Here is a 24,057-nt window from a genome sequence, read left to right as displayed (position 1 = left end):
AGGTGACGGTCTCGTGGGCTCGGAGTTGTGTATTTGAGACAGGGCCCCCAGCGCACCGCGTCCGGCGAGCCGCGCCCGTCGACGGGCCCGCAGCGCACGGCGTCCGGCGAGCCCCGCGCGACGGGCGAGCACCGGACCGTCCCGACGCCGCTGCGGCCCTCGGGTCCGCGGCCCGTGCGGGAGCGCGCCCCCGACACCGGGGGCCAGCCCCAGGTCCTCGACCCGCACGCGCCGACCGTGACGACGTACACGGCCGGCCGGCGCGGCTTCTCGCTGCCCGTGCGGGCCTCCGTCGTCTCGGAGCGGTCCGCCGAGCGGTTCGCGGAGCGGGCGCGGGCGCGCCGCCGGCTCGCGGTGCGTCAGGTCGTGATCGGTGCGAGCGCGCTCGTCGCGGTCGGCGCGCTCGCGTGGCTCCTGCTGCTCTCGCCGGTCCTCGCGCTCGACCCGGCGCGGGTCGCGATCTCCGGGGCGGGCACGGTCGTGGCGGTCGACCAGGTCGCCGCGGTCGTCGGCGGCCGTACGGGCACCCCGCTCCCGCGCCTCGACACCGTGGCGCTGCGCGACGACGTCCTCCAGGTGCCGGGCGTGCGCGAGGCGCGCGTGCTGCGCGACTGGCCGCGCGGCCTCGTGGTCGAGCTCGTGTCGCGCGAGCCCGTCGCCGCGGTCCCCGAGCCGCCGTCGACCTCGGCGGCCGCCCCGGACGGTCCCGTCGCGGGTTTCGCGCTGCTCGACATGGAGGGCATCCAGGTCGGGCGTGTCGACGTCCCGCCCGAGGGGCTGCCCGTGGTGCGGGTCCCGGTGGGCGACGCCCGCACGCTGCGGGCCGTGCTCGCCGTGCTCGAGGCGCTGCCGCCGGACCTGCTCGGGCAGGTCGGGGAGGTGTCGGCGGAGACGCAGGACACGGTGTCGATGGTGCTGCGCGACGGCGCGGAGGTCGTGTGGGGGAGCGCGCACGAGACGGCGCTCAAGATCGCGGTGCTGCAGGCGCTGCGCGCGGCGCCGACGAGCGCGGGCGCCGCGGTGTTCGACGTGTCCGCCCCGACGCTGCCGATCACCCGGTGACGGCCGCGACATCGCCGACACGCCCGGGGTGGTCGTTGATCCCGGCGCGCGACGCACCTACCGTCACGACAAGAAGCACCTGACATAACTATAACCCTCTAGTAGAGGGTGAAGGTTTCGGCGGGTGCAGGGGTCAGATCCCGGCTCCGCACACCCGCAGCACTGGCGCACAACGAGAGGCACCCACCGTGGCAGCTCCGCAGAACTACCTGGCGGTCATCAAGGTCGTCGGCATCGGCGGTGGCGGCGTCAACGCCGTCAACCGCATGATCGAGGTCGGCCTCAAGGGTGTCGAGTTCATCGCCATCAACACGGACGCCCAGGCGCTCCTCATGTCGGACGCCGACGTCAAGCTCGACGTGGGCCGCGAGCTCACGCGCGGCCTCGGCGCCGGCGCGGACCCCGAGGTCGGCAAGAAGGCCGCCGAGGACCACGCGGAGGAGATCGAGGACGTCCTGCGCGGCGCGGACATGGTGTTCGTCACCGCGGGCGAGGGCGGCGGCACCGGGACCGGTGGCGCGCCGGTCGTCGCCCGGATCGCCCGCTCGCTCGGCGCCCTGACCATCGGTGTCGTCACGCGCCCGTTCACCTTCGAGGGTCGGCGCCGCTCCGTGCAGGCAGACTCCGGCATCGACGCGCTGCGCGCCGAGGTCGACACGCTCATCGTCATCCCGAACGACCGGCTCCTGTCGATCTCGGACCGGTCCGTCTCGGTGCTCGACGCGTTCCACTCGGCGGACCAGGTGCTGCTCTCGGGCGTCCAGGGCATCACCGACCTCATCACGACCCCGGGCCTGATCAACCTCGACTTCGCCGACGTGAAGTCCGTCATGCAGGGCGCCGGCTCGGCGCTCATGGGCATCGGCTCCGCGCGTGGCGAGGACCGCGCCGTGCAGGCGGCCGAGCTCGCGATCTCCTCCCCGCTGCTCGAGGCCAGCATCGACGGCGCGCACGGCGTGCTGCTGTCGATCCAGGGCGGCTCCGACCTCGGCCTGTTCGAGATCAACGAGGCCGCGCGCCTCGTCCAGGAGGCCGCGCACCCCGAGGCCAACATCATCTTCGGCGCCGTGATCGACGACGCCCTCGGCGACGAGGTGCGCGTCACGGTGATCGCGGCCGGCTTCGACGGCGGCTCCCCGGTCGTGCGGCGCGAGTCCCGCGGGCTCGGCCAGGTGAGCGGGAGCTCGGCGCCGCCGCGGCTCGCGCCGCCGGTGACGGTCCCGTCGCACGCCGCCCCGCGACCGGTCCCCACGGACGACGACGTCGTGCGCGTGGGCTCGGCGCCGGTGCACGCCGCGCCGCGCCAGGTCCCGGCGTTCCTCGCGAGCGAGCACGAGCCCGCGCCGGCGACCGGCCAGCTCGAGGTCCCGCGCGTGTTCGAGGAGGAGCGCGTGACGCGCCGCCCGAGCGAGGACCTGGACGTCCCCGACTTCCTCAAGTAGCCGCACGGGTGGGCGCGCACGCGGTCGACGTGCTCGAGGTCGACCTGGGCCCCGGCGTCCGTGCCGGCTTCACGACCCGCACGGGCGGGGCGAGCTCCGCCCCGTGGGACTCGCTCGACCTCGGGCTGCACGTCGGCGACGACCCCGACCGGGTGCTCGTCAACCGCGGGCGCGTCGAGCGGTGGCTCGGCGGTCGCGTCGCGTTCGCCGCGCAGGTCCACGGTGCGGACGTCCTCACGCTCGAGCACGAGCCGGCTCCCGGGCAGGTCGAGGTCGGCGTCGCGGACGCCCTCGTCGCCGCGCGCCCGGGCGTCGGGCTCGGGGTGCTGGTCGCCGACTGCGTGCCGGTCCTGCTCGCCGACGCCGTCGTGGGCGTCGTCGGTGTGGCGCACGCCGGTCGGCAGGGCCTCGAGCGCGGGGTGCTCGAGGCGGCGGTGCGGGCGCTGACCGCCGCCGGCGCCCGCCTCGAGCACGTCCGGGCCGTCGTGGGCCCCGCGGTCAGCGGGGCCGAGTACGAGGTGCCCGCCGAGCTGCGCGCGCAGGTCGCGGCAGCGGTTCCCGAGACCTGGGCGACGACCGCGTGGGGGACCCCCGCGCTCGACCTGCCCGCCGGGGCGTGCGCGGTGCTCACCCGGGCCGGTGTCGGCGACGTGACCAGCATCGACGCGTGCACGGTGCGCGACGCGCGGTTCTTCTCGCACCGGCGCGCGACCCGCGGCGGCACGACCACGGGCAGGTTCGCGGGGGTGGTTCGCTCGTCCGGGTGATCTCGGGTGATCTACGGTAAGTCGAGAGGCGCCGCGCGTGTCGCGGGGTCACGATCCTCCGACGTTGCTAGCGTGAAAGTCGCTGGACAGATCAGTTCGGGGGATGGGGAGACCGCGATGGCCGGAGCACTGCGCAAGACGATGCTGTACCTCGGCCTCGCCGACGACCGGGGCGAGCACGAGGAGTACGTCGACGAGTACGACGACCTGGAGGCCGACGTGGCGCACGAGTACGAGGCCCAGGTGACACCGCTGCACCGCCCGACGGCGACGCGGTCGGTGGCACCGGCGCACGACGTGCACCCGGAGACGGGTGAGCTGCGCCGGATCACGACGATCCACCCGCGCTCGTACAACGACGCGCGCAAGATCGGCGAGGCGTTCCGTGAGGGCACGCCCGTGATCATGAACCTCTCCGACATGGACGAGGCGGACGCCAAGCGGCTCGTCGACTTCTCCGCCGGCCTCATCTTCGGGCTGCACGGGGCGATCGAGCGGGTCACCAACAAGGTGTTCCTGCTGTCGCCGGCGCACGTCGAGGTGACCGGCGAGGAGCAGCCCGCGCCCGTCGAGCCGGTCCGCACCGGCTTCTTCAACCAGAGCTGACGCGTGTCCTTCGTCGCCGACCTGCTGTACCTCGTCGTCTTCGTCTTCGTCATCCTGCTCCTGATCCGGCTCGTGCTGGACTGGGTGCAGTTCTTCGCGCGCGAGTGGCGGCCGCGCGGTGTCGCTCTCGTCGTGGCGGAGGCGACCTACACGGTCACCGACCCGCCGCTGCGCGCGCTGCGGCGCGTCCTGCCCCCACTGACCATCGGGACCGTGCGCCTGGACCTCGCGTTCCTGGTCCTGATGCTCGCGTGCTACGTGCTGATGGCTGTCCTGAGCCGCATCTGACCACCACGGGTCGGCCGCGTGTCCGGTTCGTCCGGTTCGTCGGCGACCCGCGCGACCGCACGTCCTGGGTGGGCGTGGCGGGTCGCGTGCTCGTCCCGCAATGTCCGCTACCGTGAGCCGAGGCGGTCGGTGGACTGCCCACCGGCTTGACCAAGTGCGACCGAAGAGGTGACGACGATGGCACTGCTGACCGCAGACGACGTCCTGAACAAGAAGTTCCAGGCGACCAAGTTCAGAGAGGGGTACGACCAGGACGAGGTCGACGACTTCCTCGACGAGGTCGTCAACACCCTCCGGGACCTCCAGGGCGAGAACGACGACCTCAAGACGAAGCTCGCGGCGGCCGAGCGCCGGATCGCGGAGCTGAGCCGGGCGGGTGCGCAGCAGGCGGCCCCCGCGCCGAAGCCGTTGCCCGAGCCCGAGCCGGAGCGCCAGGTCGTCGCGGCGCCGATCGCTCCCGCGCCGGTGGCCGTGGCCCCCGTCCAGCAGGGCCGGCCCAACGAGCCGGAGTCCGCGACGGGCATGCTGGCCCTCGCGCAGAAGCTGCACGACGACTACGTGCGCAGCGGCCAGGAGGAGAGCGACCGGCTCATCTCCGAGGCCAAGTCGCAGGGCGCCCGGATCGTGCGCGAGGCCGAGGAGACGTCGGCCCGCACCCTCGGTCAGCTCGAGCAGGAGCGGTCCCTGCTGGAGCGCAAGATCGACGAGCTCCGGGTCTTCGAGCGCGACTACCGCACGCGCCTCAAGAGCTACCTCGAGAACCTGCTCGGGGACCTCGACAACCGCGGCTCGGCGCTCCCGCCGCGCAGTGGTCAGAACGCCCAGCCGGTGGGCGAGGGTCGCACCCTCTGACCAGCAGCTCTGCCCACAGCACACCACGTCCGGTCCGTCGACCGGCGTGGTGTGTTGTGCGTGCTGACTCGGGCGCATAGTCTCGCGTGACTCACAACGAGAGGGTGCTCGTGGCCATCAAGGACTCGGTCGGCACGACGACCGCATCGCACGACTTTCCGGACCTCGCCAAGGCGGTCCGCGGCTTCCCGGTCCGGGACGGCGAGAAGCCCTGGACCGCTCGTGAGGTGCAGGCGGTCGCCGACGAGCTGATCGGCGACGTCGACCGGCTGACCGCGGAGCTCAGCGCCGCGGACGCCGAGCTGTCCGACCTTCTGCGCAACTCGGGCGACGGCGCCGGCGACGACCAGGCCGACTCCGGGTCGAGTGCGCTGGAGCGCGAGCAGGAGCTCACGCTCGTCAACAACACGCGCGACCTGCTGACCCAGTCGAGCCACGCGCTCGCGCGCATCTCGGCCGGCACGTTCGGCACGTGCGAGTCGTGCGGCAAGGCGATCGGCAAGGCTCGCGTGCAGGCGTTCCCGCGCGCGTCGCTGTGCGTCGAGTGCAAGCAGCGCGAGGAGCGTCGCTGACGCGCCCGTAGACTCGTCCTCGATGTCCACGACGCCCGAGGTAGAGCCGACCCCTGACCGCACCGACCCGGCCCACCGGCGTCGACTGCTCGTGCTGCTCACGAGCCTGACGGTCGGGGTCCTCGCGCTCGACCAGCTGACGAAGGTCGTCGCTCTGCGGGAGCTGAGCGAGACCGAGCGGATCCCCCTCGTCGGCGACCTCCTGGGGCTGCGCCTGGTGTTCAACCCGGGCGCGGCGCTGTCGATCGCGAACGGCCAGACCTGGCTGCTGACGCTCGTCGCGACCGTCGTCGTGGTGGTCGTGATCCGTGCCTCGCGCCGGCTCGGGTCGCGCGGCTGGGCGGTCGCGTTCGGCCTCCTGCTGGGCGGCGCGCTGGGGAACCTGGTCGACCGGTTCTTCCGCGAGCCGGGCGTCGCGCGCGGTCACGTCGTCGACTTCATCGCGTACGGGAACGTGTTCGTGGGGAACGTCGCCGACATCGCGATCGTCGGCGCCGCGGGGCTCATCATGCTGCTCGCGGTGCGGGGCATCGCGCTCGACGGCACGCGCGAGAACGCCGCGCCTGCGCCCGACGCGCCGGGGACGGGGGCCGGGGCCGCCCGCGAGGACGGGACGGCGACGGCGCCCGACCAGCCCGCCGCCGGGACCCACGTCGCGCCCGCGACGGCCGCCGGCCCGCTCGACGGCCCCGTGCGCACCGATGGCTGAGACGCGCTCCCTCCCGGTGCCGGACGGGCTCGCCGGCGAGCGGGTCGACGCCGCGCTGGCGCGACTGCTCGGCTTCTCACGCACGCGCGCCGCCGAGCTCGCCGGCGCGGGAGCCGTCCGGGTCGACGGACGCGAGGCCGGCAAGTCGGACCGGCTGCACGCCGGGTCGTGGCTCGAGGTCGAGATCCCCGACGAGCGCGAGGCCGCTGCCGTCGAGGTCGTGCCCGAGCCGGTCCCGGGCATGCGCATCGTGCACGACGACGACGACCTCGTGGTCGTGGACAAGCCGGTCGGCGTCGCGGCCCACCCCTCGCCGGGGTGGGAGGGTCCGACGGTCGTGGGCGCGCTCGCCGCCGCCGGGTACCGGATCTCGACGTCGGGCGCCGCCGAGCGGCAGGGCATCGTGCACCGGCTCGACGCCGGGACGTCGGGCCTCATGGTCGTCGCGAAGAGCGAGTACGCCTACACGGTGCTCAAGCGGGCGTTCAAGGAACGCACCGTCGAGAAGGTCTACCACGCGCTCGTGCAGGGTCACCCGGAGCCGACCACGGGCACGATCGACGCGCCGATCGGACGGCACCCGAGCTCCGACTGGAAGTTCGCGGTCGTCGCGGACGGCAAGCCGTCGGTCACCCACTACGAGGTGCTGGAGATGCTGCCCTCGGCCTCGCTCGTGGAGGTGCACCTCGAGACCGGGCGCACGCACCAGATCCGCGTGCACTTCGCGGCCCTGCGCCACCCGTGCGTCGGCGACCTGACCTACGGCGCCGACCCGACCCTCGCGGCCCGCACCGGGCTGACACGGCAGTGGCTGCACGCGATGCGGCTGGGCTTCGACCACCCGACGAGCGGCACCTGGCTCGAGCTCACGAGCTCCTACCCGGACGACCTCGCGCGCGCGCTCGAGGTCCTCGGCGACGGCTTCCGCTGACCGCGGCGTCCGTCGACGAGCGGCGCGCGACGCGGTCGTCCCGCGACACGCCGGGTCGACGCGCCGCAGCGGGGGAGGCGGCCGCGCGGCGGTGGCGCGGGTGTGCGGGAGGCCACCCCGCGACACGCTCGCGACCCGCCGGAGGTGTCGGCGGGACGACCTAGGATGGCCCGCATGGCTTCTGGAGGATCTGACTTCGTCCACCTCCACGCACACACCGAGTTCTCGATGCTCGACGGTGCGGCCCGCGTCGAGGACCTCTTCACCGAGGCCGAGCGTCTGGGCCAGACGGCCATGGCGATCACCGACCACGGCTACCTGTTCGGCGCGTTCGACTTCTGGTCGCGCGCCAAGGCGCACGGCATCAAGCCGATCATCGGCATCGAGGCGTACCTGACGCCCGGGACCAGCAGGTTCGACCAGACCCGCGTGCGGTGGGGCGAGGCGCACCAGGCGAGCGACGACGTCTCGGCGCGCGGCGCGTACACGCACATGACGATCCTGTCCCGGACCACCGAGGGCATGCACAACCTGTTCCGGCTCGGCTCGCTCGCGTCGCTCGAGGGCCAGATGGGCAAGTGGCCGCGCATGGACCGCGAGCTGCTGAGCCGGTACTCGAAGGGCCTCATCGCCACCACCGGCTGCCCGTCGGGCGAGGTGCAGACGCGCCTGCGGCTCGGGCAGTTCGACGAGGCCGTGCGGGCCGCGGGCGAGTTCCAGGACATCTTCGGCAAGGAGTACTTCTACGTCGAGCTGATGGACCACGGGCTCGAGATCGAGCAGCGGGTCATCAAGGACCTGCGCCGGCTCGCCGAGGTCATCGACGCGCCGCTCGTCGCGACGAACGACCTGCACTACACGCGCCACGAGGACAGCCACGCGCACGAGGTGCTGCTGTGCGTCCAGTCGGGCTCGACGCTCGCGGACCCCGACCGCTTCAAGTTCGACACCGACCAGTTCTACCTGTGGTCCGCCGAGGAGATGCGGCGCAAGTGGGCCGAGCTCCCCGAGGCGTGCGACAACACGCTGCGCATCGCGGAGCAGTGCGAGGTCGAGTTCAACACCAACGCCAACTACATGCCGAACTTCCCGGTGCCGCCGGGCGAGGACGAGCAGTCGTGGTTCATCAAGGAGGTCGAGTCGGGCCTCCAGCGCCGGTACAAGGGCGCGATCCCCGACGACGTGCGCAAGCAGGCCGACTACGAGACCGGCGTCATCACGCAGCTCGGGTTCTCCGGCTACTTCCTCGTCGTCGCCGACTTCATCAACTGGGCCAAGGACCAGGGCATCCGCGTCGGACCGGGCCGTGGCTCCGCGGCCGGGTCGATGGCCTCGTACGCGATGGGCATCACCGAGCTCGACCCGCTCGAGCACGGCCTGATCTTCGAGCGCTTCCTCAACCCCGAGCGCGTCTCGTGGCCCGACGTCGACGTCGACTTCGACGAGCGCCGGCGCGGCGAGGTCATCCGGTACGTGACCGAGAAGTACGGCGAGGACCGCGTCGCGCAGATCGTCACCTACGGCACGATCAAGGCGAAGCAGGCCCTCAAGGACGCCTCGCGCGTGCTGGGCTTCCCGTTCGCGATGGGGGAGAAGCTCACCAAGGCGATGCCGCCCGCGGTCATGGGCAAGGACATCTCGCTCAAGGGCATCTACAACCCGGACGACCCGCGGTACGCCGAGGCCGAGGAGTTCCGGCAGGTCGTGCAGGCGGACCCCGAGGCCCAGCGGGTCCTGGAGACCGCGCGCGGCCTGGAGAACCTCAAGCGCCAGTGGGGCGTGCACGCGGCCGGCGTCATCATGTCGAGCGAGCCGCTGCTCGACATCATCCCGATCATGCGCCGCCCGCAGGACGGCGCGATCATCACGCAGTTCGACCAGCCGTCGTCCGAGGCCCTCGGCCTGATCAAGATGGACTTCCTCGGGCTGCGCAACCTCACGATCCTCGACGACGCGCTCGAGAACATCGAGATGAACGGCAAGGACCCGATCCTCATCGAGGAGGTCGCGCTCGACGACCCGCCGACCTACGAGCTGCTCGGGCGCGGCGACACGCTCGGGGTGTTCCAGCTCGACGGCGGCCCGATGCGGTCCCTGCTGCGCCAGATGCGCCCCGACAACTTCGAGGACATCTCGGCCGTCATCGCGCTCTACCGCCCGGGCCCGATGGGCATGAACTCGCACATCAACTACGCGCTGCGCAAGAACGGCCTGCAGCAGATCGAGCCCATCCACCCCGAGCTCGCCGAGCCGCTCGAGGAGGTCGTCGGCATCACGCACGGCCTGATCGTGTACCAGGAGCAGGTCCAGCGCGCCGCGCAGAAGCTCGCGGGCTACACGCTCGGCCAGGCCGACCTGCTGCGCCGCGCGATGGGCAAGAAGAAGAAGGAGGTGCTCGACAAGGAGTTCATCCCCTTCCAGGCCGGGTGCCGCGAGCGGGGCTACTCCGACAAGGCCATCCAGGCGGTGTGGGACGTGCTGGTCCCGTTCGCCGGGTACGCGTTCAACAAGGCGCACTCCGCGGCGTACGGCGTCGTGTCCTACTGGACGGCGTTCCTCAAGGCGAACTACCCGACCGAGTACATGGCCGCGCTGCTCACGAGCGTGCGCGACGACAAGGACAAGTCGGCGCTGTACCTCGGCGAGTGCCGGCGCATGGGCATCACGGTCCTGCCGCCCGACGTGAACTCCTCGTCGGCCAACTTCACCGCCGTGGGCGTCGACATCCGCTTCGGCCTGACCGCGGTGCGCAACGTCGGCGCGAACGTCGTCGACGCGATCGTGCGCACGCGCGAGGAGAAGGGCGCGTTCACGTCCTTCACCGACTTCCTCGACAAGGTGCCGGCGGTCGTCTGCAACAAGCGGACCATCGAGTCGCTCATCAAGGCGGGCGCGTTCGACTCGCTCGGCCACGCGCGCCGAGCGCTGCTGCTCGTGCACGAGCAGGCCGTCGACTCGGTCATCGGCGTCAAGCGCAAGGAGGCCGAGGGGCAGTTCGACCTCTTCGCCGACCTCGGCGGTGACGACGAGGGACCGGGCTTCTCGGTCGTGATCCCGGACCTGCCGGACTGGGACAAGAAGCAGCGGCTGCAGTTCGAGCGCGAGATGCTCGGGCTCTACGTCTCGGACCACCCGCTCTCGGGGCTCGAGCACGTGCTGGCGGCCGCGGCGGACGTGTCGATCGCGACGCTCAACGCCGACGAGGCCCGCCCGGACGGCTCGACGGTCGTCGTCGCCGGCCTCGTCACGTCGCTGCAGCGGAAGATGTCGAAGCAGGGCAACCCGTGGGCCGCCGTCACGCTCGAGGACATGGAGGGCGCGGTCGAGATCATGTTCTTCGGCGAGACGTACCTCGCGTACTCGACCGCGCTCGCCGAGGACGCCGTCGTGGTCGTGCGCGGCCGGGTGCGGCGCCGGGACGAGACCATGCAGCTCCAGGCGATGGAGGTGTCGATCCCGGACGTGTCCGCGGCGGCGGACTCCCCGGTCGTCCTGACGCTGCCCGTCGCGCGGTGCACGGCGCCCGTCGTGGAGCGGCTGCGCGAGGTGCTCTCGACGCACCCCGGTGTCACGGAGGTGCACCTGCGGCTCACGAGCCCGGGGCGGGCGACGGTCATGCGGCTCGACGAGGGGCTGCGCGTGGAGCGGTCGCCGTCGCTGTTCGGTGACCTGAAGGCGCTGCTCGGTCCGAGCTGCCTCGCGACGCCCTGACCGGAGTTTCCGGCGTGAGCGCGCGTCCGTGGGCTGCGCCTCAGGCAGGGCGGTGCCTCAAGCAGGGCGGTGCCTCAAGCAGGGCGGTGCCTCAAGCAGGGCGGTGCCTCAAGCAGGGCGGTGCCTCGGGCAATGCCGTGCCTCGGGCAATGCCGTGCCTCGGGCAATGCCGTGCCTCGGGCAGGGCAGCAGGTCGGGCGTGCGAGGGCATCCTGCGGGTCTATGACTCTTGCGTTATATAACTCTGAGTGAAATAGTCGGGTCATGCAGGCGATGGATGCACTGGGGGACCCCGTACGGCGGCGGCTCGTCGAGCTCCTCGGGGACGGCGAACGCACCGCGGGCGAGCTCGCGACGGCTGTCGGAGCCGAGTTCGGCGTGAGTCAGCCCGGTGCGTCCCGCCACCTGCGCGTCCTGCGCGAGGCCGGCGTCGTCGAGTCTGTCGTCGACGGCCAGCGCCGCCTGTACTCGGTGCGTGCAGAGTCGCTCACCGAGGTCGAGCAGTGGGTCCGCGGCGTCCGCCGCTTCTGGGACCAGCGGCTCGACGCGCTCGAGACGGAGGTCGCGCGTGGCCTGCGGCAGGCGCGGAGCGCGGACCCGACCCACGACCAGGAGGTACGGCCATGACGTCACGCATGCTCGACGAGCTCGGACTGCTCACCGCCGAGGGACACGAGGCGCGGGTGCGCTTCGAGCGGACCTTCGCGGTGCCGCCCACGGACCTCTGGTCGGCGCTCACCGAACCGGCGCGCGTCGAGCGGTGGCTCGGCCGGCTCAGCGGCGACCTGCGCGTCGGCGGTGCGTACACGCTCGACATCGCCGACGAAGGCAGCGCCGACGCCGCGGCCGACCGGGCGACCGGCGAGGTGCTCGCGTGCGAGTCGCCGGCCCGGCTGCTGCTGTCGTGGTCGTTCCCCGGGGAGAGCCCGAGCGAGATCGAAGCCCGCGTCGACCCGCGCGGCGCAGGCTCGGTGCTGCTCGTCGAGCACCGACGGCTGACGCGCGGCGGTGCGCGCGGCTACGGCGCGGGCTGGCACACGTTCCTCGACCACCTCGGGCTGCTGCTCGCCGGGCGCGAGGACGAGTGGGTCGACCGCTTCGACGAGCTGCTCCCCGCCTACCGTGGGCTGCTCCCGGCGGTCGGTCCCGTGCGTGTCGAGGTAACCGGCAGCGGGCTGGCCTCGGTCGACCCGGCGGCGACGGCCGACTTCCTCCACGCGTGGCTCGGCTGGACCGAGGGAGAGGCGGCGTCGGGTGGGGGCGGCACGGCCAACCGCTCACCCGACGGCGGCAAACGGGACGCACGCGGCGCCGGCACGTCCGAGGGCGCCACGGGGGCGGCGCCCGGGTCGCGCGTGCTGCACGGGGTCCCGGGCCACGTCGGGCTCGCCGTCGTCCCGCGCAGCGCGGACGCCGTCGATCCTGCGGTCGGTGCGACGCTGACCTGGGGCGACGTCGAGGCGCTGCGCGAGTCGCTCGTCAGCGCGGTCGGCTCGGGCGGCCGGCTCGCCGCCGGAGGCCCGGACGACGTCGACCCCGACGGGACCGAGCTCGTAAGCCCGGGCGAGGTCCGGCTCCGGGTGCGTGCCGAGGCGGGCGGCGCACCCGGCGCCTAGACTCGCGCCTCGTGCTCGCACTCACGCCCGACCAGCTCGCGTTCGTCACCGAACGGCACCTGGCGACGCTCTCGACGCTGCGGCCCGACGGCTCGCCGCACGTCGTCCCGGTCGGCTTCACGTGGGACGCCGGGCGCGGGCGCGTCCGCGTGACGACCAAGGTCACGTCGGTCAAGGCACGCCACATCGCCGGCGCCGCGGGTCCGGTGCGTGCCGCGGTCTGCCAGCTGGACGGGCGCCGGTGGCTCACGCTCGAGGGCGAGATCACGCTCTCGCGCGACCCCGACGAGATCGCCGAGGCGGTCGAGGCGTACGCGGTCCGGTACCGGCCCCGGCCGTTCCAGCCCGAGCGTGTGGTCCTGCACCTGGCGGTCGACCGGGTCCTCGGCTCGGTCCGCTAGGGCGACTTGCCGGCCTGAGCCGCACTCGGGAAGCGCCACCCTCAGCTGAGGACCGGGGTCCTCGGCTCGGTCCGCCAGGACGACCCGCCCGCCTGAGCCGCACCCGGAGGGGGACTCCCTCAGCCGACGACCGCGCTCGAGGGCCCGGCGGGCAGGTCGACGACGACCACGTCACCCGTGCGCAGCTGACGGCCCCGGCGCTGCTCGGGCTCGCCGTTGACGGTGACGACCTCGTCCTCGAGCAGCTCGCGCGCGTGCGCGCCCGAGTCGGCGAGCCCGGCGAGCTTGAGGAACTGGCCGAGGCGGATGCCCTCGTCGGCGATGGCGACGACCTCGGGCGGCGGACCGGTGGGCTCACGTGTGCTCATGCGCCCATCCTCCCCGGTCGCGGGCCGCGGGACGACGAAGGGACGCGCGCGCCCGGATCACTACACTCGAGACGTGATCTCCCGGATCGACCTGCGCGGTCGCACCCTGTCCCGTCGCGAGCTGCTCGACACCCTCCCGCGTGCGGAGGTGGACGTCGAGACGGCCGCGGTCACCGTGGCGCCGATCCTGGCGGACGTCCGCGCGCACGGTGCCGCGGCGCTGCGTGAGCTCGCCGAGCGGTTCGACGGCGTGCGTCCCGTGCACCTGCGCGTACCCGCCGAGGAGATCCGCGCCGCGGTCGACGGGCTCGACCCCGACGTCCGTGCCGCGATCGACGAGACGATCGTGCGGGTCCGGAAGGTGCACGCCGCGCAGCGACCGGCCGACTTCACGGTCGACCTCGGCCCCGGTGCGCAGGTGCGCCAGCGCTGGCTGCCGGTGCGCCGCGTCGGCCTGTACGTGCCGGGCGGCCTCGCGGTGTACCCGTCGTCGGTGATCATGAACGTCGTCGCCGCGCAGGAGGCCGGCGTCGGCTCGCTCGCCGTCGCGTCGCCGCCGCAGAAGGACTCGGGCGGGCTGCCCAACGCGACGATCCTCGCGACGTGCGCGCTGCTCGGGGTCGACGAGGTCTACGCGGTCGGCGGGGCGCAGGCGGTCGCGATGTTCGCCTACGGCGCCGACGGCACCGACGACGTCGACGGTGCCGTGCTGTGCGAGCCGGTCGACGTCGTGACGGGGCCCGGCAACGTCTACGTCGCGGCGGCCAAGCGGCTCGTGCGCGGGGTCGTCGGCATCGACTCGGAGGCCGGCCCGACGGAGATCGCGATCCTCGCCGACGGCACCGCGGACGCCGTGCACGTCGCGGCCGACCTCATCTCGCAGGCCGAGCACGACCCGCTCGCGGCCGCGGTGCTCGTGACGCCGTCGGCGGAGCTCGCCGGGGCGGTCGCGGCCAAGCTGGGGGACCGGGCGCCGAGCACGCCGCACTCCGCGCGTGTGCTGACCTCGTTGTCCGGTCCGCAGTCCGCGATCGTCCTCGTCGACGACCTCGACGCGGGCCTCGAGGTCGTCAACGCGTACGGCGCGGAGCACCTCGAGATCCAGACGGCGGACGCGGCGGCGGTCGCCGACCGGGTGACGAGCGCCGGGGCGATCTTCGTCGGGCCGTACTCGCCGGTGTCGCTGGGCGACTACATGGCGGGGTCGAACCACGTGCTGCCGACCGGCGGCTGCGCGCACTTCACGAGCGGGCTCGGCGTGCACTCGTTCCTGCGCGCCGTGCAGGTCATCGAGTACGACGCGACCGCGCTCGACGAGGTCGCCGACCGCATCGTGGCGTTCGCGGAGGCCGAGGGACTGCCCGCGCACGGCGAGGCGGTCCGCGCCCGCTTCTGAGGCCGGCGCGTCCGCGCGCAGGGAGAGCGCTGCGTCGCCCGTCCCGGACGGTGCCCCTCTAGCGGACTCATGGCCCTGCCGGGTCAGCCGGTCGAGCCGTGTGGCGCTGCCGGGCCGGCTGGTCGAGCCCTGTGGGCCTGCCGGGCCGGCCAATCAAGCCGCCCGGCCCCTGGCTGGGCCGGTGGGTCCAGCCGTGCTGGAGCCGTGCCCCGGACTCGCGGCGCTCGCGCGCGGCGGAGCGTCAGCCCACCGCGAGCACGAACGGGTGGACCGCCTCGGCGCCGGCCTCACGCAGGAGCCGCGCCGCGACCGTGAGCGTCCAGCCGGAGTCCGTCCGGTCGTCGACGAGCAGGACCGCGCGCCCGGGCAGCCCGGCCGCTGCCGCGGGGGACAGGTCCAGCTCGAGGCGGCGCGCCACGCCGGCGAGCCGCTGCGCGGAGTTGACGTCGTGTCGCCCGGGCGGGACGCCGTCGACCGGGCGCACCACGCCCACGACGGGGACGCCGAGGTGGCGGGCGACGCCCTCCGCGAGGTGACGCACGAGGGTCGGGCGCGTCGACGACTCGACGAGGACGACGCCCGCGGGCGCGGGGTCCGGGTGCCACGCGTCGAGCACCTCGACCACCGGGCGGCGCAGGGGGACGGGCAGCCCGTCGTCGCGCGGCCCGTGGTCGCCGTCGGGGTCCTGACCGGCGCCGGAGCCACCCGGAGCAGCGAAGAGGTCGCGCAGCAGCCCGCCCCACCCGATGCCGTCGAGCCGCGCGACCGCGCGGCCGGCCGACGCCTGCACCCCGGGGGCGATCCGCCCGCTGAGCTCGACACCGAGCGCCGCCATCCCGGACGGCCACATCTTCCGCGGCTCGACCTCGACGCCCGGGACCGCGAGCCGCTCGCGGGCGGCCTCGACCTCGGCCTCGTCGGGCGCGACCCCGGCGCTCGCGCCGCCGCACACGTCGCACCGGCCGCACCGCCACGCCTCGCCGTCGGGCCCGCTCAGCTCCGGGTCGTCGAGCGCGCGGCGCAGGAACGCCATGCGGCAGGTCTCGCCGCGCACGTACTCGACCATCGACTCCTGCTCCGCGGCGCGGGCCGCGGCGACGCGCTCGTACCGCTCGGCGTCGTACTCCCAGGGCTCGCCCGTCGACTGCCAACCGCCGGTGACCCGGCGGACGGCGCCGTCGACGTCCAGCACCTTGAGCATGAGCTCGAGGCGGTTGCGCCGCAGCGACACGTGCGTCTCGAGCGCCGCGGTCGAGAGCGTGCCGTGGGCCTCGAGCGCGGCGAGCGTCGCCCGGACCTCCTGCGCGGGCGGGAAGGCCATCGACGCGAAGTAGTCCCAGATCGCGCGGTCCTCCCGGCCGGGGAGCAGGACGACCTCGGCGTGGTCGGTCGCACGGCCCGCACGCCCGACCTGCTGGTAGTAGGCGATCGGCGACGCCGGCGCCCCGAGGTGCACCACGAAGGCGAGGTCGCCCTTGTCGAAGCCCATGCCGAGCGCCGACGTCGCGACGAGCGCCTTGACCCGGTTCGCGAGCAGGTCCGCCTCGGCGGCCTCGCGCTCGGTGGGGTCCGTCTGCCCGGTGTACGCGCGCACGTCGAGCCCGCTCGCCCGCAAGTGCTCCGTGACCTGCTGCGCCGCCGCGACCGTGAGGCAGTAGACGATGCCGGACCCGTCGATGCGCGGGAGGTTGTGCGCGAGCCACGCGAGCTGGGCCGAGGTGTCGGGCAGGCGGGCGACGGTCAGGTGCAGGCTCTCGCGGTCGAGGGGACCACGCAGCACCAGAACGTCCTCGAGCCCGGAGGTCTCGGCGCCGTCGTCCGCCCCCGGCCCGCGGACCGCGAGCTGCTCCGCGACGTCGCCGGTCACGCGCGCGTTGGCGGTCGCGGTGGTCGCGAGCACCGGGATGCCGGCCGGGAGGTCGGCGAGCAGCGTGCGGATGCGGCGGTAGTCGGGCCGGAAGTCGTGACCCCAGTCCGAGATGCAGTGCGCCTCGTCGATCACGACGAGCCCGGCGTCGGCAGCGAGCCGGGGCAGCACGGTGTCGCGGAACGACGGGTTGTTGAGCCGCTCGGGCGAGACGAGCAGCACGTCGACCTCGCCGGCCGCGACGCGCTCGTGCACGGCGTCCCACTCGGTCACGTTCGCGGAGTTGATCGTCTCGGCGCGGATCCCCGCTCGGGCGGCCGCGGCGACCTGGTTGCGCATGAGCGCGAGCAGCGGCGAGACGATGACGGTGGGTCCCGAGGGCTGTGCGCCGCCGGCGCCCGCGCGCAGCAGCGCGGTCGCGACGAAGTACACCGCCGACTTCCCCCACCCGGTGCGCTGCACGACGAGCGCACGGCGCCGGTCCGCGACGAGCGCCTCGACCGCGACCCACTGGTCCTCGCGCAGGACCGCGTCCTCGCGGCCGACCAGCGCGCGCAGCGCCCGCTCCGCGTCCTCGCGCAGCGCCCCGCGGTCGACGTCGGGCAGGGTCGTCGCACGAGGGGTCATGCGCTCGATCGTAGGTCGACCCTCGGACACACCGTCCGCTCGTCGGCCGCAGGCGAGAGCCCCGCGTGCCGCTGACTACGATCGGTGGCGTGAGCGCCCCCACGTCCCGACCCGTCCTGCCGCTGCGCCCCGAGATCGTCGGGGTCGCGCCGTACGGCGCGCCGCAGCTCGACGTGCCGTACCTGCTCAACGTGAACGAGAACCCGTACGCGCCCGCCCCGGACGTCGTCGCGGACATCGCCCGGGACGTCGCCGCGGCCGCCGCGACGCTCAACCGGTACCCCGACCGGGACTTCCTCGCCCTGCGCGAGGACCTCGCGGCGTACCTCGCGACCGAGTCCGGCGTCGCGCTCGTCCCCGAGCAGCTCTGGGCGGCCAACGGGTCCAACGAGGTCATGCTGCACCTGCTCCAGGCGTTCGGCGGCCCGGGGCGGACCGCGGTCTCGTTCGCCCCGACCTACTCGATGTACCCGGAGTACGCGCGCGCGACGTCGACGGCCTGGGTCGAGGGCCGGCGCGCCGAGGACTTCAGCCTCGACACGGACGCCGTGGCCGCCACGATCGCGCGCGAGCAGCCGTCGGTCGTGCTGCTCGCGAGCCCCAACAACCCGACCGGCACGGCGCTCCCGCGCGCGACCGTCGAGGCGGTACTCGCCGTCGCGGACGAGGTCCCGGGCGGCTGCGTCGTCGTGGTCGACGAGGCGTACGGCGAGTTCCGCCGCACGGGCACGCCCTCGGCGCTCGAGCTCCTGCCCGCGCACCCGAACCTCGCCGTCAGCCGCACGATGTCCAAGGCGTTCGGCCTCGCGGGCGCCCGCCTCGGGTACCTCGCCGCAGCGCCGGCGCTGGTCGACGCGCTGCGGGTCGTGCGCCTGCCGTACCACCTGTCGGCCGTCACGCAGGCGGTCGCCCGGGCCGCGCTCCGGCACGCGCCGGCGCTCATGGCCCAGGTCGGGTCGCTGCGCGACGAGCGCGACGCCCTCGTGGTGTGGCTGCGCGAGCGAGGGCTGACGGTCGCGGACTCGGACGCGAACTTCGTGCTGTTCGGCCTGTTCGACGACCGGCACGCGGTCTGGCAGGGTCTGCTCGACCGGGGGGTCCTGATCCGCGAGGTCGGGCCCCCGGGATGGCTGCGGGTGTCGGTCGGCACCCCGGAGGAGACGGCGGCGTTCAAGGACGCCCTGGTGGAGGTGGCAGCGCTGTGAGCGCAGGCAAGCGGACGGGGCGCGTCGAGCGCACGACGAGCGAGTCGAGCGTGCTCGTCGAGCTCGACCTCGACGGCACCGGCACGACCGACATCTCGACGACGGTCGGGTTCTACGACCACATGCTCACCGCGCTGGGCAAGCACTCGCTCATCGACCTCACGGTCCGCGCGACCGGCGACACCCACATCGACGTGCACCACACCGTCGAGGACGTCGCCATCGCGATCGGCGAGGCGCTGCGTCAGGCGCTCGGCGACAAGCGGGGCATCTCGCGGTTCGGCGACGCGCTCGTGCCGCTCGACGAGGCGCTCGCGCAGGCCGTCGTCGACGTCTCCGGGCGTCCGTACCTCGTGCACTCGGGGGAGCCCGAGGGGCAGGAGTACCACCTCATCGGCGGGCACTTCACGGGGTCGCTCACGCGCCACGTGCTCGAGTCGATCGCGCACCACGCGGGCATCTGCCTGCACGTGCGCGTGCTCTCCGGCCGGGACCCGCACCACATCGTCGAGGCGCAGTTCAAGGCGCTCGCACGCGCGCTCCGGCTCGCCGTGCAGCCCGACCCGCGCGTCAGCGGCATCCCGAGCACCAAGGGTGTCCTGTGAGCGCGGGGACGGGGCCCGGGCCGGACGACGACGCGCTGCCCGAGGACTTCACGGTCCCCGACGACCTCTCCGGACTCTTCGACGCGCCGGACGCACCGACGGGCGCGACGGCGGCGACGGACCCGCGCGGGCCCGCGACGGCGGAGCCCGGCGACGACGTCCCGACCGATCCTCACGGGCGCGACGGGGCGGCGTCGAGCGTCGGGGGAGCGGCGAGCGCGCAGGCGCCCGCGACGGACGGTGAGGAGGTCGCGCCGAGCCCGCACGCAGCCGCAGCGCGCGCGGCCGGCGACCGTCGTGCGGACGACGACCGCCCCGCGGACGACGACCCGAGCAGCACGGTGCCGGACGACCTCGCGTCGCTCACCGACCCCGCGGCCGCCGAGGCGCCCTCGGTCACGCTCGTCCTGACCCAGGTCGCCGCCGCGGCCCCGCTCGCCGCGGCGTGCGCGCTCGCCGGGGTCGCGGTCGACGTCGTCCCCTCGCCGGTCGGCGCGCTCGCGGTCCTGCGCGACCCCCGGACCGGGCCGGACGGCGCCGCGGCGATCTCGAAGCTGCTGAAGACCGTCCCCGTGATCCTGCTCGAGCGCCGCAGCGGGCAGATCACCGCGACGCGCTGGGCCGGCGGGCAGAAGGGCGAGGAGCTGCCGGCGGGCCTCGTGCTGTCCGACGCGCCCGCGGTGCTGGAGGACCTGCTGCTCGGGGGCGCCTCGGTCGGCGACGTCGAGGGCGTGGTCACGAGCGTCGGGCTCTCGCGCTGGAAGGCCATGCGGCTGCTCGCGCAGTCGGCGCGGGGGACGCGGGGCTGACGAGCCCGGGCCCACCGGCGGCCGGCGGGCGGTCTCACGGGCCGCCCGCGGGCCGCACCCTGCGGCGCGCCCCGGTAACCTGAGGGGGTGTCCAGCCAGCCTCGCGTCGTCGTCCTCGACTACGGCTTCGGCAACGTCCGATCCGCCGTCCGCGCCCTCGAACGCGTCGGTGCGCACGTCGAGCTGACGGCGGACCCGCACGCCGCCGCGGAGGCGGACGGCCTCGTCGTCCCGGGGGTGGGCGCGTTCGCCGCGGTCATGTCCGGCCTGCGTGACGTGCGCGGCGACCAGATCGTCGACCGCCGGCTCGCCGGGGGCCGGCCGGTGCTCGGCATCTGCGTCGGCATGCAGGTCATGTTCGAGGCCGGTGACGAGCACGGCGTGCGGACCGAGGGCCTCGGCGAGTGGCCGGGCCTCGTGGACCGCCTCGAGGCCGACGTCGTCCCGCACATGGGCTGGGCGACGGTCGACGCCCCCGAGGGCACGACGCTGTTCGCGGGCCTCGAGGACGAGCGCTTCTACTTCGTGCACTCCTACGCGGCGCGCACGTTCCCGCTGACCGAGGGCTCCGCCGAGGAGCGGCTCGCGCCGCCGCGCGTCACGTGGGCCGAGCACGGCGACCGCTTCGTCGCCGCCGTCGAGAACGGCCCGCTCTCCGCGACCCAGTTCCACCCCGAGAAGTCGGGTGACGCGGGTGCCCAGCTCCTGACCAACTGGGTCGACTCCCTGCGCTGACCGTCCGCGCCCCGACCACCGGGGCACGTGGGCCGGGCGCGCCCCGGCCACCCACCCGAGCAGGTGCCGCACGGCACCGACGAGAGGACCCCCATGACCGACCGCCTCGAGCTGCTGCCCGCCGTCGACGTCGCCGACGGGCAGGCCGTGCGCCTCGTCCAGGGCGAGGCCGGCTCCGAGACCGGCTACGGCGACCCGCTCGCCGCGGCGCTCGACTGGCACGCGGGCGGTGCCGAGTGGATCCACCTCGTCGACCTCGACGCCGCCTTCGGGCGCGGGTCCAACGCGCCGCTGCTGGCCGAGGTCACCGCGGACCTGTCCGCGAAGGGCGTCAAGGTCGAGCTCTCGGGCGGCATCCGTGACGACGCCTCGCTCGAGCGCGCGCTCGCCACGGGAGCGACACGGGTCAACCTCGGCACCGCGGCGCTCGAGGACCCCGAGTGGACGGCGAAGGTCATCGCGAGCCACGGTGCGGCGATCGCGGTCGGTCTCGACGTGCGCGGGACGACGCTCGCCGCACGCGGCTGGACGCAGGAGGGCGGCGACCTCTGGGAGGTCCTCGCCCGGCTCGACGAGGCCGGCTGCGCGCGCTACGTCGTGACCGACGTGACGAAGGACGGCACCCTGCGCGGCCCCAACCTCGACCTGCTCCGCGAGGTGTGCGCGCGCACGAGCGCCCCGGTCGTGGCCTCGGGCGGCATCTCGAGCCTCGCCGACCTCGAGGCGCTGCGGGCCCTCGTCCCGGTCGGCGTCGAGGGCGCGATCGTCGGCAAGGCGCTCTACGCCCGGGCGTTCACGCTGCCCGAGGCGCTCGACGTCGCCGGACGGCCGTGACCGCTCCGCGCGAGCTGCCCCCGACGTCCGCGTTCGCGGGGGACGACGGCAGCTGCGACCCCCGGCTCGCGGACGCCCTGCGGGCGCTCGGCGACGGGCGCGGCTCGCTCGCGGGCGTCGTGGCCGCGCTCGCGGGGACGCGGGTGCTCGTCCCGGTCCTCGCGGAGCTCGAGGCCGCGGACGTCGTCGAGCACGGGGGGCACCAGCACACCGTGGACAAGGAGGCGTCGGCCGGGATCGTGGCGCTCCAGGCGCCCGACGGCCGTACCGCGCTGCCGGTCTTCTCGTCCGTCGCGGCGATGCAGGCGTGGCGGCCCGACGCGCGGCCCGTGCCGACCGATGTGGCACGCGCGGCGCTCTCGGCCGTCGAGGAGCGGTGGGAGCTGCTCGTCCTCGACCCCGGCGGCCCGGTCACGGTGCTCGTTCCCCGACCGGCAGTGTGGGCGCTCGCGCAGCAGCGGGACTGGGTGCCCGCCGTCCGCCCGGCGCTCGGGGCGGGGGGCGCCGGTCCGTCCGGCGCCGACGCGGCCGAGCGCACCGGGGCGACCGACGACCGCGAGGTCGACCCCGACGTGCGCGCTGCGCTGCGGGCCGCGCTCGGGGCGGTGCCCGAGGTGCTCGGGGTCGACGCCCGGCCCGGCCGCCGTGCCGAGGTCGCGGTGCTGCTGCGCCTCGTGCCCGGCCTGGACCGTGCGCGTCTCGACGGCGTCCTCGGCCGGGTCAACGCGGCGCTGGCGGCCGACGAGACGGTGACGCTGCGCGTCGACTCGCTCGAGCTGCGGCTGCTCGCGGGCTGAGCGGCGGCGCGTTCGTCGTCGCCGCCGGACTCCGGACTACCGCCGCCGGCGCAGCGCCCAGGCCAGCGAGAGCGTGCTGAGCACCACGGCGCCGACGATCTGCCCGCCCAGGATCACGCGGTTGAGGTCGAGCGCGGGGCGCCAGTGCACGCCGTCGTCGTCGACCACGTAGACCCCGACGGCCCGCACGCGCGTCGCGTACCCGCCACCGCCGCCGGATCCGCCGCCCTCGCCCTTGCCCGCCCCGGCGCCCGCGACGGCCTCGCCGGTTCCCGAACCGGTCATCACCGCGCCGAGCACCTTCGCGACGGGGATCACCGTCGCGCCGCCGCGCTCGTACGCCTCACCGAACACCCGGCGCACGGTCCCGCTGTCGCCGGCCGCACGGGTCAGGGCCGCGTGGTCGAACCGCGTGTGCGCGTGCGCCGGCTCGGCCTCGACGGCCTGCCCGGGACGCTCAGGGTGCGGGGTCTCGGACACGGTTCCTCCCGGGCTCGTCGGTCGACCCACTGTGGCAGCGCGCGGCACGCCCCCACAACGGGCCGGGCCGCGCGACCGGGACACCCGCCTGTACGGGCACCGTGGCCCGTCGCTCAGGGCGAGGTGCAGGACGTCGCGGGAGCGAAGGCCGTCGTGTCGGCGAGGAGCGCGCGCAGCGTGCTGACGGGCACCACGAAGCTCTGACCGGTCGTGTTCTTGGCGTACACGACGCCGATGACCCGGCCCTCGCTGTCGAGCGCCGCCGACCCCGAGCTGCCCGGCTCGACGGGCGCGTCGGTCACGAGCACCTCGCCGAGGTTCTCGTTGAGCGGGTCCGTCGTCGAGCCGATGACGCGGCCGCTCGTGACCGTGAGCTGCCCGCCCTTGGGGTACCCGACGACGCTCACCGCGTCGCCCGGCGCGGGGTCGGCGTCCGCGAGCACGGGCGCGGCGGGCAGCGGCTCGGCGGTGCGGACCACCGCGAGGTCGGCGAGCGCGGCGGTCTGCGCGGCGGTCACCGCGATGTCCCGGCCGTCGTACGTGCTCAGGTGCAGGTCCGCGGAGTCGGCGACGACGTGCCGGTTGGTGATGAGGGTCGTCTCGTCGATCGCGAAGCCCGAGCCGGTGGACAGCGACGAGCAGCCGATGTTCCGGATGCGCACCGCCATGCGCTGCGCGGCGTCGAAGCCGTCGGGGGACAGGTTGCCGGTCTGCGTGGGGGTCGGCGCCACGACGGTCGACGGCACCACGTCGCTCGGCATCGGGCCGGGCATCGACGGGACGACGCCGCAGCCCGCGAGGACGACGCAGGCGGCGGCCGTCAGCACGGCGCCGGACCGGGCTCGCGCCCGGCTCATCGCTCGAGCTCGAGCTGCAGCGCGGCGTTGGCGTCGCGCGCCGCGCCGCACACCTGCTGCACGTCGGTGCGGAACCGTGCGAGGTCCGCCGCGTCGTAGGCGGCCGCGTTCTCGAGGTAGCTGATGAGCTGGTACTGGCCGTCGACGCACACGTCGAGCGCTCCCGCGACCTTGCCGGCGGCGTCCGAGACCCGTGCCTGGTAGTCCACGAGCTGCCGCTGCGCCTCGCGCTCGTCGCCGATCTGCGCCTTCTCGTCGGCCAGCTCGGTGATCCGGGTCTGCGCGGTCTGGAGCTGGGTGCGCACCGCCTCGAGCTCCGCGATCGCCCCGTCGAGCTCGACGCGCTGCTGCGCGAGCTCCGTGCCGGTGGTGCGGGCGACCTGCTCCCACTGCGCGGCGCGCTCCTCGTGGGCGCGCGTGAGCACGACGATGTAGGTCGAGCTCGTCGTGGACGACGGTGTCCTGCTCGAGGTGCAGCCGCTCTACGCGCAGAACGTGCTGGTCGGGTTCGGGCACGTCG

General features: G+C 74.4%; 25 protein-coding genes. 20 read left to right on the top strand and 5 right to left on the bottom strand.

Annotated elements, in window-relative coordinates:
• Positions 1-33 precede the first annotated feature (33 nt).
• The 13 genes from AB6N24_RS15815 (at position 34) to AB6N24_RS15755 (ending at position 12,957) form a co-directional block, all read left to right on the top strand.
• Positions 34-1,062 (top strand): cell division protein FtsQ/DivIB, encoded by a 1,029-nt coding sequence (locus tag AB6N24_RS15815; protein ID WP_412870344.1) that lies wholly within the window; start codon positions 34-36, stop codon positions 1,060-1,062.
• Between the two features lie 188 nt (positions 1,063-1,250).
• The gene (ftsZ, locus tag AB6N24_RS15810; protein WP_258726774.1) at positions 1,251-2,504 is read left to right on the top strand and encodes a cell division protein FtsZ; all 1,254 of its coding nucleotides are present in this window, start codon (positions 1,251-1,253) and stop codon (positions 2,502-2,504) included.
• 8 nt (positions 2,505-2,512) lie between these two features.
• Positions 2,513-3,271 (top strand): peptidoglycan editing factor PgeF, encoded by a 759-nt coding sequence (pgeF, locus tag AB6N24_RS15805; RefSeq protein ID WP_412870343.1) that lies wholly within the window; start codon positions 2,513-2,515, stop codon positions 3,269-3,271.
• 117 nt (positions 3,272-3,388) lie between these two features.
• On the top strand, positions 3,389-3,877 hold the full coding sequence (locus tag AB6N24_RS15800) for a cell division protein SepF (protein WP_412870342.1): 489 nt from the start codon (positions 3,389-3,391) through the stop codon (positions 3,875-3,877).
• Positions 3,878-3,880: 3 nt separating this feature from the next.
• Entirely contained in the window at positions 3,881-4,165 is a 285-nt protein-coding gene (locus AB6N24_RS15795; RefSeq protein WP_412870341.1) for a YggT family protein, read from the top strand.
• Between the two features lie 177 nt (positions 4,166-4,342).
• A complete protein-coding gene (locus AB6N24_RS15790) occupies positions 4,343-5,017 on the top strand; it encodes a DivIVA domain-containing protein (RefSeq protein ID WP_412870340.1) in 675 nt (224 codons plus the stop codon).
• Positions 5,018-5,133: 116 nt separating this feature from the next.
• Positions 5,134-5,589, top strand: coding sequence for a TraR/DksA family transcriptional regulator (locus AB6N24_RS15785; RefSeq protein WP_396126392.1), 456 nt, complete (start codon positions 5,134-5,136; stop codon positions 5,587-5,589).
• A gap of 22 nt (positions 5,590-5,611) precedes the next feature.
• On the top strand, positions 5,612-6,298 hold the full coding sequence (gene lspA, locus AB6N24_RS15780; RefSeq protein ID WP_412870339.1) for a signal peptidase II: 687 nt from the start codon (positions 5,612-5,614) through the stop codon (positions 6,296-6,298).
• A complete protein-coding gene (locus tag AB6N24_RS15775; protein WP_412870338.1) occupies positions 6,291-7,229 on the top strand; it encodes an RluA family pseudouridine synthase in 939 nt (312 codons plus the stop codon). Before lspA ends, AB6N24_RS15775 begins: the two co-directional genes overlap by 8 nt.
• Positions 7,230-7,403: 174 nt before the next feature.
• Positions 7,404-10,940 (top strand): DNA polymerase III subunit alpha, encoded by a 3,537-nt coding sequence (dnaE, locus tag AB6N24_RS15770; RefSeq protein ID WP_412870337.1) that lies wholly within the window; start codon positions 7,404-7,406, stop codon positions 10,938-10,940.
• A gap of 264 nt (positions 10,941-11,204) precedes the next feature.
• Positions 11,205-11,567 (top strand): ArsR/SmtB family transcription factor, encoded by a 363-nt coding sequence (locus tag AB6N24_RS15765; RefSeq protein ID WP_412870336.1) that lies wholly within the window; start codon positions 11,205-11,207, stop codon positions 11,565-11,567.
• Entirely contained in the window at positions 11,564-12,556 is a 993-nt protein-coding gene (locus AB6N24_RS15760) for an SRPBCC domain-containing protein (RefSeq protein WP_412870335.1), read from the top strand. The genes AB6N24_RS15765 and AB6N24_RS15760 overlap by 4 nt, the downstream gene beginning before the upstream one ends.
• 11 nt (positions 12,557-12,567) lie before the next feature.
• Positions 12,568-12,957: a pyridoxamine 5'-phosphate oxidase family protein gene (locus AB6N24_RS15755; RefSeq protein ID WP_412870334.1), complete on the top strand. Its 390-nt coding sequence runs from the start codon at positions 12,568-12,570 to the stop codon at positions 12,955-12,957.
• Positions 12,958-13,076: 119 nt separating this feature from the next.
• On the opposite strand, the gene AB6N24_RS15750 is transcribed toward AB6N24_RS15755, so the two are convergent.
• Positions 13,077-13,325: an RNA-binding S4 domain-containing protein gene (locus tag AB6N24_RS15750; RefSeq protein ID WP_412870333.1), complete on the bottom strand. Its 249-nt coding sequence runs from the start codon at positions 13,323-13,325 to the stop codon at positions 13,077-13,079.
• Positions 13,326-13,398: 73 nt separating this feature from the next.
• Between AB6N24_RS15750 and hisD the strand changes: the two genes are divergently transcribed.
• Positions 13,399-14,721 (top strand): histidinol dehydrogenase, encoded by a 1,323-nt coding sequence (gene hisD / locus AB6N24_RS15745; RefSeq protein WP_412870332.1) that lies wholly within the window; start codon positions 13,399-13,401, stop codon positions 14,719-14,721.
• Positions 14,722-14,962: 241 nt separating this feature from the next.
• Here the strand turns inward: hisD and AB6N24_RS15740 are convergent, their stop codons facing one another.
• Positions 14,963-17,215, bottom strand: a complete 2,253-nt coding sequence (locus tag AB6N24_RS15740; protein WP_412870331.1) for a RecQ family ATP-dependent DNA helicase — start codon at positions 17,213-17,215, stop codon at positions 14,963-14,965.
• 89 nt (positions 17,216-17,304) lie between these two features.
• On the opposite strand from AB6N24_RS15740, the gene AB6N24_RS15735 reads away from it, so the two are divergent.
• From AB6N24_RS15735 to AB6N24_RS15710, 6 genes are all read left to right on the top strand, one after another.
• Positions 17,305-18,420 carry a histidinol-phosphate transaminase gene (locus tag AB6N24_RS15735; protein ID WP_412870330.1) on the top strand — a complete coding sequence of 372 codons (1,116 nt, stop codon included), beginning with the start codon at positions 17,305-17,307 and terminating at the stop codon, positions 18,418-18,420.
• Complete coding sequence (hisB, locus tag AB6N24_RS15730) at positions 18,417-19,025, top strand: imidazoleglycerol-phosphate dehydratase HisB (protein ID WP_412870329.1); 609 nt, start codon at positions 18,417-18,419, stop codon at positions 19,023-19,025. Before AB6N24_RS15735 ends, hisB begins: the two co-directional genes overlap by 4 nt.
• Positions 19,022-19,834, top strand: coding sequence for a hypothetical protein (locus AB6N24_RS15725; protein ID WP_412870328.1), 813 nt, complete (start codon positions 19,022-19,024; stop codon positions 19,832-19,834). The genes hisB and AB6N24_RS15725 overlap by 4 nt, the downstream gene beginning before the upstream one ends.
• Positions 19,835-19,921: 87 nt before the next feature.
• Entirely contained in the window at positions 19,922-20,569 is a 648-nt protein-coding gene (gene hisH, locus AB6N24_RS15720; RefSeq protein WP_412870327.1) for an imidazole glycerol phosphate synthase subunit HisH, read from the top strand.
• Positions 20,570-20,662: 93 nt separating this feature from the next.
• Positions 20,663-21,403, top strand: coding sequence for a bifunctional 1-(5-phosphoribosyl)-5-((5-phosphoribosylamino)methylideneamino)imidazole-4-carboxamide isomerase/phosphoribosylanthranilate isomerase PriA (priA, locus tag AB6N24_RS15715; protein WP_412870326.1), 741 nt, complete (start codon positions 20,663-20,665; stop codon positions 21,401-21,403).
• Positions 21,400-22,200, top strand: a complete 801-nt coding sequence (locus AB6N24_RS15710) for an SseB family protein (RefSeq protein WP_412870325.1) — start codon at positions 21,400-21,402, stop codon at positions 22,198-22,200. The genes priA and AB6N24_RS15710 overlap by 4 nt, the downstream gene beginning before the upstream one ends.
• A gap of 36 nt (positions 22,201-22,236) precedes the next feature.
• Here the strand turns inward: AB6N24_RS15710 and AB6N24_RS15705 are convergent, their stop codons facing one another.
• From AB6N24_RS15705 to AB6N24_RS15695, 3 genes are all read right to left on the bottom strand, one after another.
• Positions 22,237-22,680, bottom strand: coding sequence for a hypothetical protein (locus tag AB6N24_RS15705; RefSeq protein ID WP_412870324.1), 444 nt, complete (start codon positions 22,678-22,680; stop codon positions 22,237-22,239).
• Between the two features lie 113 nt (positions 22,681-22,793).
• On the bottom strand, positions 22,794-23,537 hold the full coding sequence (locus AB6N24_RS15700; RefSeq protein ID WP_412870323.1) for a S1C family serine protease: 744 nt from the start codon (positions 23,535-23,537) through the stop codon (positions 22,794-22,796).
• Positions 23,534-23,962: a hypothetical protein gene (locus AB6N24_RS15695; RefSeq protein ID WP_412870322.1), complete on the bottom strand. Its 429-nt coding sequence runs from the start codon at positions 23,960-23,962 to the stop codon at positions 23,534-23,536. Before AB6N24_RS15695 ends, AB6N24_RS15700 begins: the two co-directional genes overlap by 4 nt.
• Between the last annotated feature and the right edge of the window lie 95 nt (positions 23,963-24,057).

The organism is Cellulomonas jepli, from assembly GCF_047229345.1.
Classification (GTDB): Bacteria; Actinomycetota; Actinomycetes; order Actinomycetales; family Cellulomonadaceae; genus Cellulomonas_A.
The sequence above is the reverse complement of the archived record's forward strand: the minus strand, read 5'-3'. Positions and strand labels throughout refer to the sequence as shown.

What these genes read in the sequence shown, in the direction of transcription:
- AB6N24_RS15800 (WP_412870342.1), top strand. Translation starts at nt 3,389, where the DNA reads ATGGCCGGAGCACTGCGCAAGACGATGCTGTACCTCGGCCTCGCCGAC.
- AB6N24_RS15790 (WP_412870340.1), top strand. Translation starts at nt 4,343, where the DNA reads ATGGCACTGCTGACCGCAGACGACGTCCTGAACAAGAAGTTCCAGGCG.
- lspA (WP_412870339.1), top strand. Translation starts at nt 5,612, where the DNA reads ATGTCCACGACGCCCGAGGTAGAGCCGACCCCTGACCGCACCGACCCG.
- AB6N24_RS15775 (WP_412870338.1), top strand. Translation starts at nt 6,291, where the DNA reads ATGGCTGAGACGCGCTCCCTCCCGGTGCCGGACGGGCTCGCCGGCGAG.
- dnaE (WP_412870337.1), top strand. Translation starts at nt 7,404, where the DNA reads ATGGCTTCTGGAGGATCTGACTTCGTCCACCTCCACGCACACACCGAG.
- AB6N24_RS15765 (WP_412870336.1), top strand. Translation starts at nt 11,205, where the DNA reads ATGCAGGCGATGGATGCACTGGGGGACCCCGTACGGCGGCGGCTCGTC.
- AB6N24_RS15760 (WP_412870335.1), top strand. Translation starts at nt 11,564, where the DNA reads ATGACGTCACGCATGCTCGACGAGCTCGGACTGCTCACCGCCGAGGGA.
- AB6N24_RS15750 (WP_412870333.1), bottom strand. Translation starts at nt 13,325, where the DNA reads ATGAGCACACGTGAGCCCACCGGTCCGCCGCCCGAGGTCGTCGCCATC.
- AB6N24_RS15740 (WP_412870331.1), bottom strand. Translation starts at nt 17,215, where the DNA reads ATGACCCCTCGTGCGACGACCCTGCCCGACGTCGACCGCGGGGCGCTG.
- priA (WP_412870326.1), top strand. Translation starts at nt 20,663, where the DNA reads ATGACCGACCGCCTCGAGCTGCTGCCCGCCGTCGACGTCGCCGACGGG.
- AB6N24_RS15700 (WP_412870323.1), bottom strand. Translation starts at nt 23,537, where the DNA reads ATGAGCCGGGCGCGAGCCCGGTCCGGCGCCGTGCTGACGGCCGCCGCC.